The 14,058-nt window shown below is 34.7% G+C and carries 12 protein-coding genes; 7 read left to right on the forward strand and 5 right to left on the reverse strand.

What is annotated here, in order from left to right; translation table 11 throughout:
* Window positions 1-9: 9 nt before the first annotated feature.
* Genes LKE46_RS11245 through LKE46_RS11260 form a run of 4 tightly spaced genes read right to left on the reverse strand, consistent with a single transcriptional unit; the run spans window position 10 to window position 5,218 of the window.
* Window positions 10-1,269 (reverse strand): zinc-binding dehydrogenase, encoded by a 1,260-nt coding sequence (locus LKE46_RS11245; RefSeq protein WP_291722057.1) that lies wholly within the window; start codon window positions 1,267-1,269, stop codon window positions 10-12.
* Window positions 1,270-1,294: 25 nt separating this feature from the next.
* A complete protein-coding gene (locus LKE46_RS11250; protein ID WP_291722060.1) occupies window positions 1,295-1,732 on the reverse strand; it encodes a PTS sugar transporter subunit IIA in 438 nt (145 codons plus the stop codon).
* Window positions 1,732-3,792 (reverse strand): BglG family transcription antiterminator, encoded by a 2,061-nt coding sequence (locus LKE46_RS11255; protein WP_291722065.1) that lies wholly within the window; start codon window positions 3,790-3,792, stop codon window positions 1,732-1,734. The genes LKE46_RS11250 and LKE46_RS11255 overlap by 1 nt, the downstream gene beginning before the upstream one ends.
* A 16-nt stretch (window positions 3,793-3,808) precedes the next feature.
* Entirely contained in the window at window positions 3,809-5,218 is a 1,410-nt protein-coding gene (locus LKE46_RS11260) for a PTS mannitol transporter subunit IICB (protein ID WP_291722068.1), read from the reverse strand.
* Between the two features lie 207 nt (window positions 5,219-5,425).
* On the opposite strand from LKE46_RS11260, the gene map reads away from it, so the two are divergent.
* From map to LKE46_RS11295, 7 genes are all read left to right on the forward strand, one after another.
* On the forward strand, window positions 5,426-6,181 hold the full coding sequence (map, locus tag LKE46_RS11265; protein WP_291722071.1) for a type I methionyl aminopeptidase: 756 nt from the start codon (window positions 5,426-5,428) through the stop codon (window positions 6,179-6,181).
* A gap of 189 nt (window positions 6,182-6,370) precedes the next feature.
* Window positions 6,371-7,879 carry a hypothetical protein gene (locus tag LKE46_RS11270; protein ID WP_291722073.1) on the forward strand — a complete coding sequence of 503 codons (1,509 nt, stop codon included), beginning with the start codon at window positions 6,371-6,373 and terminating at the stop codon, window positions 7,877-7,879.
* Window positions 7,849-8,700, forward strand: coding sequence for a GGDEF domain-containing protein (locus LKE46_RS11275; protein WP_291722077.1), 852 nt, complete (start codon window positions 7,849-7,851; stop codon window positions 8,698-8,700). The genes LKE46_RS11270 and LKE46_RS11275 overlap by 31 nt, the downstream gene beginning before the upstream one ends.
* Complete coding sequence (locus tag LKE46_RS11280; protein WP_291722080.1) at window positions 8,690-9,961, forward strand: DUF2334 domain-containing protein; 1,272 nt, start codon at window positions 8,690-8,692, stop codon at window positions 9,959-9,961. The genes LKE46_RS11275 and LKE46_RS11280 overlap by 11 nt, the downstream gene beginning before the upstream one ends.
* Window positions 9,962-9,978: 17 nt before the next feature.
* Window positions 9,979-11,229 carry a glycosyltransferase gene (locus LKE46_RS11285; RefSeq protein ID WP_291722083.1) on the forward strand — a complete coding sequence of 417 codons (1,251 nt, stop codon included), beginning with the start codon at window positions 9,979-9,981 and terminating at the stop codon, window positions 11,227-11,229.
* A gap of 23 nt (window positions 11,230-11,252) precedes the next feature.
* Window positions 11,253-12,632 carry a cellulose biosynthesis cyclic di-GMP-binding regulatory protein BcsB gene (locus LKE46_RS11290; protein ID WP_291722086.1) on the forward strand — a complete coding sequence of 460 codons (1,380 nt, stop codon included), beginning with the start codon at window positions 11,253-11,255 and terminating at the stop codon, window positions 12,630-12,632.
* A 22-nt stretch (window positions 12,633-12,654) separates the two neighbouring features.
* On the forward strand, window positions 12,655-13,323 hold the full coding sequence (locus LKE46_RS11295) for a cellulose biosynthesis cyclic di-GMP-binding regulatory protein BcsB (RefSeq protein ID WP_291725667.1): 669 nt from the start codon (window positions 12,655-12,657) through the stop codon (window positions 13,321-13,323).
* Window positions 13,324-13,391: 68 nt separating this feature from the next.
* Here the strand turns inward: LKE46_RS11295 and dhaL are convergent, their stop codons facing one another.
* On the reverse strand, window positions 13,392-14,042 hold the full coding sequence (gene dhaL / locus LKE46_RS11300) for a dihydroxyacetone kinase subunit DhaL (RefSeq protein ID WP_291722089.1): 651 nt from the start codon (window positions 14,040-14,042) through the stop codon (window positions 13,392-13,394).
* Between the last annotated feature and the right edge of the window lie 16 nt (window positions 14,043-14,058).

Genomic DNA, 14,058 nt, shown 5'->3' on the forward strand with positions numbered 1-14,058 from the left:
TTTTGTCTATTATTTAAGTGTATCAAGAAGATACTTCTCGGCTTCGGTGCTCCAGAGTCCGTTGTGTTTTCTCGTTATTTTTGCAAGTTCTGCAAATAGGGGATCTGTCCTGCCCTTTTCCTCAAAATCGTCTATAGCAGTAAGTTCCATATTTATATTTGTATATATGAGCTTCTTGCCTCCAGGAATATTGGGAAGATTCAATGTAGTTTCAGGAACACAGTTCAAGCCTCCTATATGTGTAACCATTACTGCCGGATTCATGGAACCTTCCTCAGTCATCCTTAGTGATTCTTTAAGATCATCCGTATTTCCTCCTGTAGTACCTATAACATGGGTTGATCCATAGTGAACATTATAGTAATTGAGCTCTCCACTGAAGTTTTTATCCGTAGGACCTGCGAAGAAATTCAGGCATCCATCCCTTCCAAGTATCCTGTCAGCTTCCTCTACTACCTGCCTTACAGGTGTATAGGCATATACATCGTCAAATCCAGTACCTCCTGTCATCTTTATAAGATACTCGGAAGAATTCTCTATATTTTTTGTGTTGACAAATTCTATATCTATGCCCTTTTCACTCTTGATCTTGTCTTTATCAAATATTTCCTCTGCCCTTTTTATCCTGGCATCGTCTATATCCGTTACAACAAGGAGAGACGGTCTCCTGTCACAATTTATTACATATTCTACAGCTCCAAGTCCCATCGGACCTGCTGCAGCAAGAAGTACAAGCTTACCTCCTTTTTTTATTCCCATTTCATGATGATAGGAACCCATTTTAGTATGGAAACATGCATGATATGCACCTATTATACATGACATTGGCTCTGCCAGGGATGCTTCATAGTAGGAGTCTCCATTATAATTCAACAGACAGCCAAGTTCCATTACCTCGTGAGGTATTATCATGTATGTTGCATCTCCTCCGAAGTATTTGTACGAATAACCGGGTGATGCCATGCTTCCCTTGTAATTGAGAGCAGGCTGCTGTGCAAATTTTCCACCTTCCTCAAACTGTCCTCTCCATTTGTTCCCAACCTTTATTATATCACCAGCAAACTCATGTCCAACTATTACAGGATTTTTGTCCACATCTTTGGGAACTCTTTTGTGGTCAGGTCCCTGCACAGCAGCTTTGTATGTTGACATACATATGCTGTCGGATACTACCTTTACAAGTATTTCATCATCTTTTATTTCAGGAAGTTCAAATTCCTCCAATCTCAAATCATTTTTCCCATAAAGTCTTACGGCTCTTGTTTTCATAATAAACTAACTCCTCTCAATACTTTTATTCTTCTTCCAAAATTGTTCTGATTATTTCCTTCTTGTCATCTGACTTTACCAGCTTTTTCACATTCTTATCGTACTGACAAACTATTGCTATTTTGGACAGTATATTCATATGGTCATCATTCTTGCCTGCAATTCCTATTACAAGATATGCAGTATTTCCTTCCCCAAAATCCACACCATCTCTATATTGTGCAATTACGATTCCTGAATGTCTTATATACTTCACATATTCATTCATTCCATGTGGTATTGCCACCCCATTGCCTATATACGTACTTATATCTTCATTCCTTTTTATCATTCCTTCAATGTACTTATCATCTACATACCCATTTTGAACAAGTAAATTGCCAACTCTCCTGATAGCTTCGTTTTTTGATTCACTTTTAACATTCAGCAGTATATTATTTTCACAAAGTACTTCTGGTTCCATTATACTTCCTCCCTATTCAGTATTTCATCCATTTCAATACGTAGATTTTCAATATCATATTTTCTCAAGATTTTGGATATGTTTTTTTTCTCTATCAAAGACATACTTATCCTGCCCATCTGCTCAAGTACGAAAGGATGTTCCTTCTTTTTGGCAAGCAGTACTATAAAAGTATCTACATTTTCACAATCAAATCCAATACTCCTTAACTTCATGTTTTCCTTAAGTCTATACACTCCCATAAATGGTCTTACAACACAGTCTGACCTGGTATGAAGAAGTGACATATGGGAATTCGGTATTACTACATTGCCAAGCTTTTCCCTTGTAATTATAAGATTTTCAATTTGCTCAATATCGCTTATAACGCCGCAATCATAGACATCCCTGCAAATTAATCTGACAAGTTCTTCAAAAGATTCTGTTTCTATATTCTGAACACGTATGCCATTTACAAGATTATCTATTATTTTACACTTCTCTTCTTGTGACATATCCTTTTTACCAACAGTAAATTCATTCTTGTTAAAAGTATTGTTTTTCTTGATAAGTCTGGCAATGTGACTATTTATCCTGTCTATATCATCTTTTTTCAAGAACGGTGAAACCACTATTACATCATCCATTTTTAATTTCCCGCTGAAATCAATATTTACGGTGGAAATTACTATATCATATTTATTATCTTCCTCAGTACAATCTTTAAAAGACTTGATGGTTATACTCTCTATATCATTTATTGCTGCTTTGAGTCTGCTAAAAAGCATTTTTGCAGTTCCTATTCCATTTGGACATATTACAAGAACTGAAAATTTGTTGTTCAAGCTATTTGACCTCTCAAGTGCCGAACCAATGTGCATCGTTATAAATCCTATTTCATCCTGTGACATTGCTATATTATATTTTGAAAATATCAATTTACACGAATAGTCCACAATTTCAAAAAGGCTGCTGTAATATTCTTTTATTTCCTGAAGTATTGTATTTTTTACCGGTATATCCATATTGACTCTATAAAGTGCTGAATTGATATGCTGGGATAACCCGGTAATCAACTGGTCATCACACTTTATTTTGCTGTTTAATTTTCTTTCAACCTCATATACAAGTTCTCGTGATATCTGCTCGAAAGAGACTCCAAATTCTTCAAACCTTCCATTTTCCTTATAAATATACTTATCTCCAAGGAGGTTTATTGCTATATATGTCAGTTCACTATCCGAGAGAGCCATATTGACAGATACCAAGTACTCTTTTATATCATAAATAAATTGAAACCTCTCGGAGGAAAGCACATCATGAATTAAATAGTCAGGCAATTTTATAGAATGTCCCAATCCAGACTTTTTTAAAGATATAAGAACATATATCAAGGAGTTGAAATAAGTTATATCATCCATGCTGGATAAAGATTTCTCACAAATTTCCACTATTTTTTTGGAAATCGGAATCAGTTTATCCTCAAACAAAATTTTAAAAAATGCATTCATAATAGTATCTTCCGTACTTCCATATATATACGAACACAGTTTGTCTATAGGTTTCAATTCATAAATCAACTCTACAAAAGAATTCCTTTTAATCCACTCGGGACCATCAGTTGTTATTCCATGTCCCCTTTTTCTTACAAGTCTTATATATCTGACTCTAAGCCATCTTTCAATTTTATCCATATAAAGGCTTATGGTAGATTCCGTTACATTCAACTGATAACTGAAGAATGCCAGCTTATAGGATTCATCTATCAAAAGCAGTTGGGCTGTAATCAACAATAATCTTTGTTCCTGATTCATAAGCCATTGTGCCGGTATGCCGCCCAAGGAATCTCTGAGGCGGCAAATATCTTCTTTTTTCCCCATTATGCTCAAGTCTGAATTATTATCGTATATTTTCACATTGGTCCGTTTCAAAACTCTGTTAATTGCATTGACTTCCCTGAGTATAGTTCGACTGCTAACATCAAATTGTGTGGAAAGTTCATTAATGCCCAATGAATTCTTATCCAGTATTGTATTTATAATAAATTTTTGCCTTGCAGTAAATTCATTTATACTATACACAGCATCACCTACCTAGTTATCTTTTTAAAGATCGAATATACTCATCATAAACTTTGTTGTCGAGGAAATTTTTTATAGTTATAATCCTGGCATCAGGCACTATCATACGTGCTCTATCCTCAAGACTTTCCTGAGTAAATACAACATCTGCATCCTTTGGTATTTCGTTTACAGGAGAGTGTTTTACTTCAATTTTAAGTCCTGCATCTTTTACTTTCTTCTTAAGTATAGATTCTCCCATTGCAGATGATCCCATACCTGCATCACAGGCAAACACTATAAGACCTGGCAGTTCATTTGTATTTGATACTTCAGCAACAGCCGTTTTACCCTTGCTTTCAGCTTTCATCTGGCCTACAAGATCTTTAGCACTGTCAAATGATTCGTCATCATCCGTACTGCTTGTCTTTATTATAGGACAACTTATCAGAAAAGATACTACAGCTCCTACCAGTATACCTGCCAGTACGGGAAGAAGTCCTCCCTTGGGGCTCATTGCTATTTCAGCAAATATACTGCCCGGTGCAGGTGAAGCAACAAGCCCGGCTCCTGTAACCAGGAATGTGAAATCAGCAGCCATGCCTCCTCCTATTACGGCCAGAAGCAAAAGCGGTGTCATCATTACAAATGGAAAGTATATTTCATGAATACCACCTAAAAATTGAATTATTATAGCACCTGGTGCAGATTGTTTTGCATTGCCCTTTCCATATATACAGTAGGCAAGCAATACTCCAAGGCCCGGTCCAGGATTGGATTCAAGCAAGAAAAATATTGATTTTCCTACATCCTTTACCTGTGCAATTCCCAGTGGATCAAAAATTCCGTGATTTATAGCATTGTTCAAGAACAATATCTTCCCAGGTTCCACCAATATTGCTATGAGTGGAAGCAACTTAACCTCCGTTATCCATTTTGCCCCATTGCCAAGTGCAACTGTAACTGCAGCTACTACAGGGCCTATTATCGAAAATCCAGCAAGTGCAAGAATCAATCCAAGAATACCTGAAGAAAATGTATTTACAAGCATTTCAAATCCTGTAGGTATCCTGTCCTTTACAAGTTCATCAAACTTCTTGATAAGATATCCTCCAAGAGGACCAATTACCATTGCCCCCAGGAACTGTGTTACCGAAGATCCAACAATAACACCCATGGTAGCTATCGCACCAACGACACCTCCTCTTGTACCATATACCATTTTACCGCCGGTATAACCTATAAGTACCGGCAAAAGATAGGTAATCATCGGTGATACAAGTTTGTTAAAGTTTTCATTAGGAATCCATCCAGTAGGAATAAATAAGGCCGTTATAAGTCCCCATGCAATAAACGCTCCGATATTCGGCATCACCATGCCTGCAAGAAATCCTCCAAACTTCTGAACCCTGGCTTTACCGGTTCCACTTTTTTTAGAAATTTCCATTTATAAATACCTCCTTACCTTTGTTACTTATAATATATAATGCAGTAAACGTTTATACAAGCATTACTACTTAAATCCTGACTTGATCAACTGCTGACAATTTTAAAATTTCCTGTAAAATCTAACTTGCAACGGCATTTAATTTAATCAAAATAAATGTTACAATAAAAGTATTTCCAAATAAATTTTAGGATAGAGGCGAGAAATTTGATAGATATAAAAACGAAAAAAGAAATAGGTTACATGGCTGCCGCTGGTAAAATACTTGCATCATGCCATAAAGAAATTCATAAGATGATAAAACCGGGTATAACTACCATGGAAATAAATAGCTTTGTGGAAAAATATTTGGATGAACACGGTGCTTCGCCGGAGCAGAAGGGTTATATGGGATTTCCTTATGCTATATGTGCTTCTTTAAATGATGAAATCTGCCATGGGTTTCCAAATAAAAAACCTTTAAAAGAAGGTGACATAGTAACTATAGACATGGTTGTAAACTTGAACGGGTGGCTGGCAGATTCTGCATGGTCATACGCAGTAGGCAAAATATCAAAAGAGGCCGAGGATCTTATGAATATTACTAAAGAATGCCTTTACAGGGGAATAAAAAAAGCTGTAATTGGAAATCACATAGGTGATATAGGTCATGAGATTCAAACCTATGCAGAATCTCTGGGATATTCCGTAGTAAGGGATTATACGGGACATGGAATAGGGAAAGTCATGCATGATGATATAGCTGTGCCACACTATGGAAAACCTGGAAGAGGCCTCAAGCTTGTAAAAGGAATGGTAATAACTATAGAACCAATGATAAATATAGGTTCCTATCATACTGTTATAGATAATAACGGTTGGACAGCCCGCACTGTGGATGGAAGTCTCTCCGCCCAGTATGAACACACACTTGCAATAGCTGAAGACGGTCCTATAATCCTGACAGATCAGGACAATATATAGAATTATATCCACGAATGGGAATTTGCCTTAGGTAAATTCCCCCTTTTTATTATAAATTGTTCCTCACATTCCATATGATTTTTATTACTTCACTATAAAATTTGCCTTATAGGTATTGATATTGATATTTTCAGATGCTAAGATTACTCTAAGTATTTACACATATTCAATTCCAAAGGATGAATCATAATGAACATCAGGCTAAATTTTTCAAATTATAAAAACAGCTGTGGAATTCTTGCTTTTGCACTGGTTGTACTCATAGGATCTATTACGTTGTTCATACAACCTATAATAGGGGTGGCAGACAATGGAGATTTCTTTCGTATAATAAGTCAGAGTAATCTGTACTATCTTCCTCAAAATGAAAATAATAAATTTCTTGGATATTTTAATCGAGACTATGGAATCTACAAATACAACAATGAAAATCCAAGAATGCTAGTATCCACACAATTCATATTTACAAAAGCGGCAGTCTTATTGGACAGGCTATTTACAGAAGATTATATATTTGATATAAGATTTCTATCCGCTATATATCTGGTAATCTATGCTTTGAGTGCATATCTCATAGTAAAAGTACTTACCTGCGATATAAAATCTACAAAATATAAAATTTTAATTACCGGGATCTTCATATTCATATTTTGTGATACCGGTTATATATCCTATTTTAATTCGTTTTATGGTGAAGCATTGAGCATAACATCCTTCATGCTCAGTATTGGTATACTTTTATATATGTACAAGTTTAAAAAATATACCATGGCAAATTTTCTGCTATTTTTCATATTATCCATATTATTTGTCGGTTCGAAGCAGCAGTTTGCACCTGTAGGTATGCTGGTATGTGCAGTATTGTTCAGACTTTCAACCTGTTTAAAAAACAGACTATTTCACTATGTCCCAGCCGTATTGATTGTTGTAACTTTAGGCTTATCTACCTATTTCTATAAATCCATATCCGGAGATTTTGATTATATAAACAGATACCATGCAATGACAAGAGGTATCCTTATATACGAAAAAAATCCAGATGATCTGTTGAAGAAACTCAATATAAATCCCCAGTATTCTCTATTGAGCGAAACTACATTTTTCAACCAAATACCTGTTATAAATCCAAATGATGATAAATTGAAGAAAACTTTTTACAGTAAATATTCCACCTTTAGCATTTTAAAATTTTATTTGAAAAATCCTGAAATATTTCTCAAAATGATGAATTTTGCTGTGAAAAATGGTTATTCCATAAGGCCAAAGGCAATGGGGAATTATGAAAAATCAGCGGGAAAGTCCTATGGGAGCCAATCCTATTTCTTCTCCGCCTGGAGCGGAATAAAAGAACACTACATGCCCCATAATCTATTTTTAACAATAATTGCTTTTGGAATATATTTTGTGTTTTCTGCAAAAAGATATAGAGTGGCAAGTAAAAACAGTGACATGGATTCCCGGCTTTTTGAAGAAACCTTTGTATATATTTTTTTAACAGGTGTATCACAGCTGTTTATATCTGTAATCGGAGCCGGTGATGCAGATCTTGGAAAACATGTATTTATGTTTAATGTATCCTTCGATATTATATTTTTGTATTCAATATATCTGATAATTAGAAAAATAGATGCACAGTTCATTACAAATACACAAAAGGAGGTTGAAAAATGGAATTTGGAAACTATGGGAAAAAAATAGACATATTTATGACACTGCTCATAGCTTATTTTTTTATAATATGTATTTCATTTCAGTACATTCAATCACAAAATATTTTTGAAAATTACATCATGCTTCTTGTGCTCATGTTTGTAGCTCTAATAAGTTATTACACAGATATGACCTTTTCTCTCATAGTAGTCTTGATCTGCGATTTTGCTTACTTCAGCTACAAACTCTACATGTCAGTTACAAACAGTATTTCAATAAATGAAAATTCATATTACTGGGCAGTATCAATACCTCTGACAGCCCTGATCGTATCATTTCTGTCAAGATATATACTTTATATTCAAATGGAATCAAAAAAAATCATGGCTGAAAACAAATCCTTTGTAATGATAGATCCATTGACCGGAATACGAAATTCATCTGCACTTTTAAATGAACTTCCCATATACATGAACATGTCCAAAAGGCATGGTATTCCACTATCACTCATGGTTGTAAAATTCAAATACAACAGCAATCTCAAAAGTATTGCAGGCATGGAATTTTTTAGAGACATACTTGTGAAATGCTCCAGATCCCTTGAAAACTCTTTAAGGATTGAAGACAGAAAATATATACTACCGGAAGATGACATATTTGCATTCATACTTATATCTGATGAAAATGGATGTGAAATAATAAAAACACGTCTGAAGGAAAATATAAATAATATGACACTGGATAGATACGACAGGCTTGGAAATTTAAAACTTGAAGTTCAGATTGGATATTATATCTACAATGAGGACATACAAAATCCTATGGATTTTTTGTCGAAGGCCGAGAAGGAACTTGATTATGATATATAATACGAAAAAAATTTATTCACTTTCATTAATATTAGTTGTATCTGCATCCATCATATTTTCTGCAGCTCCGAATGTAGAAAGCAGCAGTAAAAACAGCACTGCAATAATATATGACACCTACAATGAATTCGGTTCAGAAGAAAATAGGCTCAATTCACTGGTGCGGTTGATCCTGGGAAGCGGCAGCGGAATAGACATATTAAATTCCAGTTCCTATTTCAAAGGATCAGCCAGCAAGTATAAAATACTGTTCATACTCTACAATAATTTCTCAAAGCTTCCAGTTTCACTTGTAAATGACCTTTTAAATTTTAAGGGCAGAATAGTATGGATTGGTAAAAATTTTGACCAATTGCCATTAAATAAATCGAACATAAAGTATATATCCAGTCTTTCCTCACAAAATTTAAATTACAATATTTTAAAAAACGATTTTTACAGATTGATCAACAATACATATCAGGAAAATCGAAATGTATATCTTCTTATAGATGCTGTATACCCCTTTACAGACTTAGATGTTTTTGCCAAAAAAATAGATTTTCTCTATAGCAATGGTATACCATTCATATGCAGTGTAATGCCGGTATATGAAAATCAGGACATGGATGCCATGAAAAGATTCTGCGGGATATTGGAATATGTACAGAATAACGGGGGAAAAATAATATTGCATTTTCCTGTACTGTACGGGGAAAATATTCCCGAAGATAAAATAGAATCTAAAATTCGTCTTGCACAAAAAATATATATGGATTATGGAATACAACCTATAGCTCTCGACATACCGGAAGGATTCTTATACAGGGAAAACTCAAAAGCCTTAATACATTCAACCAACACTGTATTTATACACAAAGACACAGATATGGGGATTTTGGATCTTGATAATTATTCCATATCACCATTCAATCTGGTCATCGACAAAGTAGACTTTAACAACAAGTATATACGTGAACAACCAGATTCTATCCACAATACCGCACTCAGTCTAAGTTCAGACATGGACTATGATAATTTTAAAAAGCAGATAAATGATCTTTTAAAGGATGAATTTTATTTCAGCAGCCCCGAATATCTTGATATTCCGGCAAAATACGCGAAAAAACATTCAAATGAAAGCAAGTCCTCCCCAAGCAGATCTATCGATATAAGCAGCGGTAACATGGACATCATAAAAATCACCCTATTTATATGTGTCTTTTTTGTAGCAATAATAATTATAGGAATAAAATTAGATGTAAAAAAATTTTTCAGATAATGTGGTGACCCATAAATATGAATATATTTGACATATTGCTCTTGTATTCTCTTGCCGTCATATGGATAACAATATTTATAAATGTGATACTTATTACAGGCGGTTATTTGTATTATTTAAAAACTCTGAAGTTAAACATGCATGAGATTCCTGCATATTATCCCTTCATATCAGTTATGGTGCCCGCCCATAATGAAGAGAAAGTAATTGCCAGAACCGTTAGATCACTGCTGAATCTGGAATATCCCGAGAATAAATATGAAATTATAATTATAAATGACAATTCTTCGGACAATTCTACCCTGATACTGGAAGAAATAAAAAAGAACAATCCCTGTAGAAATCTGAGTGTAATAAATACGGATAATATTACAGGCGGCAGAGGGAAATCAAATGCTTTGAATATTGGATTTAAAAAAAGCTGCGGTGAGTTTCTGGCAATATACGATGCAGATAATACTCCTGAAAAAAAATCCCTGAAATATCTGGTTCAGACTATAATCTCAGATAATAGCCTAGGAGCTGTAATCGGAAAATTCAGATGCAGAAACCGTAGAAAAAATCTTCTCACAAAATTTATAAACATTGAAACGCTCACCTTCCAGTGGATGTCCCAGGCAGGAAGATGGCAGCTTTTCAATTTATGCACAATACCCGGAACCAACTTTATAATAAGAAGAAATCTAATTGAAAAAATGGGCGGATGGGATACAAAGGCAGTAACAGAAGATACCGAAATAAGCTTCAGACTATATAGAATGGGCTACAAGATAAAGTTTATTCCCCTTGCTGTAACCTGGGAGCAGGAACCTCAGACTCTTAATGTGTGGTTCAAGCAGAGAAGCAGGTGGGCCAAGGGAAATGTATATGTGATTATCAAAAACTTCAGGTACCTTTTTACCAGACATGCAAATGTAAGTAAATTTGACATTATATATTACATCATAATATATTTTTTCTTTCTATCTGCTGCAATTATCTCGGATCTTATTTTTATACTAGGTCTATCCCGGATAATACATCTAAATATAAGTGGCTACAGTATCATTCTATGGATCATGGCATACAGTGTATTTTCCCTTTCCATCTTGATAGCCATCTCTACAGAAAAGGGAGAATTGACATTTAGTAATTTTCTGGTAACCCTGCTGATGTATTTCACCTACTGCAAACTATGGTCAATTGTGGCTGCTCTTGGATTCTACAGTTATCTTGAAGATGTAATATTCAAGAAGGAGTTCAAATGGTATAAGACGGAAAGATTCTAAAACTGAAGAAAGGAATGTGAAAAATGAGAAAATACAATTTCATATTGATGATTTCATTGATTTTTATTATTTTATTTTCCTGCAGAACAGAAGTTTCATCTGCTTCATACAATAATCTGGAATATAGAAATTTTACCTTTGGGAGCGATGTAACCTTTAGTGGAGTATTTTCATCACATTCTCTATATTTCAATGTAGATAAACATTCCGAGATAAAATCCATACAGGCAAATATACATTTCAATATAAGCCAGCTTGTAGACAAAACTAAAAATGCATCCGTCACCTTTTCAATAAACGGGAAACCATTCTATTCCTCCCCACTATTTTATAAAGAACATCAAATAACATATTTAAAAGCTTCAGTACCTCTAAGTGCAATTAAACCTGGAAGCAACGAATTCAAAATAGATACTTACTCCAGAATATCCGACAAACCCTGTACAGATGATGTCAACAGTGGAAACTGGCTGAATTTATACGGCGATTCAAACCTGTCAATGGGATTCATAAGTAAACGGAGCTCAAATAATATATCAGAATTTCCATATCCTTTTATCAAAAACGACAGCAATGACTATGCTACCGTAATAGCTGTACCCGACAACTATACTGAACAGGAACTCTCCGCAGCCCTCATGCTTGAAACCTATTTTGGAAAACAAAATGGCTCTGAAAACTATAACGGAACCGTTGTCAAATATTCCTCCGTTCCGCAGCACAAAAACATAATATACATAGGGGATTCAAAAAATATTCCCCGGGAGATTAGATCCATTTATCCTCCAGCAGCACAAAATTACAGCAAATGTGCTGTAATAAAGGAGTTTTACTCCCCCTTTGATAAAAAATACAAGTTTATGTCAATAATAAGTGAAAATGGAAATATGCTCAAAAAAGCTGTAAAACTGCTTACAAACAGGGACATTGTAAAACAGCTTGCTGTGGATACATTTAGAGTAGACAGCAGCATCAAGGTAGAAAAAAGGACTTCAGAACCAGCTTCAAAGCTTACATTTAGAGATCTCGGATTAACCGGAATAAATTTTAAAGGTCCTTTCAGACAGAGCAGTTCAATACAATACAGTCTTCCTAAAAACAGACTTCCTTCCAGTGGATGCAGAATAAAATTAATCATGAGATATTCACAGAATCTGGATTTCAACCGATCACTTGTTACTGTATATGTAAATGGTACTCCCATAGGCAGTAAAAAATTAAGTTCGGATAAGTGCAACGGCGACCAACTGGAGCTTTCAATTCCGGATGATGTCAAGAAATCAAATTCCCTCGGCATAGAAATTGCCTTTGATCTTGAAATAACGGATTCATTTTGCCAGTTAAGACGGGAAGAAATACCCTGGGCCCTTGTAACCGGTAATTCATATATATATACCGGATAATGAAAATAAGTTCTACAGTTTCATTACTTATCCACAGCCATTTGTTTCAAACAGAAAGCTGGACAATACAGCACTTGTAGTTCCTGAAAGCCTGTCTGAAAATGAAGTTGAAGGTATAAGCAGGATGTTTTTATATATGGGAAAAGATATAGATTACAGTACAGGAAATATAGAAGTTTTAACTGACAAAAACTTTTCAGAAAAATATCATGACATGAACCTGATATTATATGGAACCCCTGAAAACAACCAGATTATAAAAAAAATGAATTCGAAACTCTGGTTTAAATACAATAAAAAATACACATCATTTACGGGTAATGAAAAATTGTACCTAACAGATCCCTATGCTTCAAACATATCAGTATTTCAGTTTGACATATCGCCCTATAACAACAGCAAATCTGTTCTGGTGCTGACTTCACCCAAGAAAGACCTGCTTTTGAAATCTCTTGTATTTTTATCTTCTCCAAACCACTTTTTAAAGCTGTCCGGTGATTCCATACTGATAGACAGCTTCGGCAACATAAAAAGCTTTCAGTTTAAAAAAGAAAACACGGAATCCACATATGACAAACTCAGTTCCATGGATACAGAAACTAAAACATTTACATTATTTGCAGCACTTTTACTCGCATTTGGTATTGCAGCAATACTATTATACAGATTCAAAAATAGAAGATTCAGGTAATTTTATAAAAACTATCATCTAGCTTATGGAGTCAGATGATAGTTTTTATTTGTCGAACTTATATTAATTCAAACTCTATTATTTTTCAAAATACTTTGCAGGGACTCTGCTATAGAATTTAAAATCAAATAACAACTTGTGGCACCAGCATCTAAAACTCCCCTTGAACGCTCTCCCAATCTACTTGCCCTTCCAACTTTAGCAATCATGTTTTTTGTCGATTGACATCCTTTCTTAGCCGCAGCTTTCATTTTCTCCAGAGAATTGTAAAAGCTTTCACCATCATCTACCGCCTTCTTATAAGCATTTCTGGCCGGAATCAGAGTATCCAGCAATGTCTTGTCTCCAATACTAGCACTGCCAATATCCTGTACTCCTTCCAAAGCTGTATTTAACATATCTTGAAATACAATTTTATCAATTTTTTCTCTATTCATTGATTTTTGGGCCAAGCTGTCAAAGAAAATACCATACAAAGGTCCCATTGAACCTCCTATGTCCTCCAATAAAGTTGATCCTAGAATGGAAAACCCCTTTGACATATTGTAGGTCTTATCTTTCAACTTCTTTTCACATATAGTAAAACCCTTGTCCATATTGATTCCATGATCACCATCACCAATTTTCCCATCTATCTTGCTCAAAAGATCCCTATTTACATGGATTGTCTTGATTAAATCCAATACAATTACAGCACAATCATTATTTTTTACAAACACTCTACCACCTTCTCTC

Source organism: Clostridium sp., from assembly GCF_022482905.1.
Lineage (GTDB): Bacteria > Bacillota > Clostridia > Clostridiales > Clostridiaceae > Clostridium_B.

What these genes read in the sequence shown, in the direction of transcription:
- LKE46_RS11275 (WP_291722077.1), top strand. Translation starts at nt 7,849, where the DNA reads ATGGAATTTGGAAACTATGGGAAAAAAATAGACATATTTATGACACTG.
- LKE46_RS11245 (WP_291722057.1), bottom strand. Translation starts at nt 1,269, where the DNA reads ATGAAAACAAGAGCCGTAAGACTTTATGGGAAAAATGATTTGAGATTG.
- LKE46_RS11270 (WP_291722073.1), top strand. Translation starts at nt 6,371, where the DNA reads ATGAACATCAGGCTAAATTTTTCAAATTATAAAAACAGCTGTGGAATT.
- LKE46_RS11285 (WP_291722083.1), top strand. Translation starts at nt 9,979, where the DNA reads ATGAATATATTTGACATATTGCTCTTGTATTCTCTTGCCGTCATATGG.
- LKE46_RS11260 (WP_291722068.1), bottom strand. Translation starts at nt 5,218, where the DNA reads ATGGAAATTTCTAAAAAAAGTGGAACCGGTAAAGCCAGGGTTCAGAAG.
- LKE46_RS11280 (WP_291722080.1), top strand. Translation starts at nt 8,690, where the DNA reads ATGATATATAATACGAAAAAAATTTATTCACTTTCATTAATATTAGTT.
- LKE46_RS11290 (WP_291722086.1), top strand. Translation starts at nt 11,253, where the DNA reads ATGAGAAAATACAATTTCATATTGATGATTTCATTGATTTTTATTATT.
- LKE46_RS11250 (WP_291722060.1), bottom strand. Translation starts at nt 1,732, where the DNA reads ATGGAACCAGAAGTACTTTGTGAAAATAATATACTGCTGAATGTTAAA.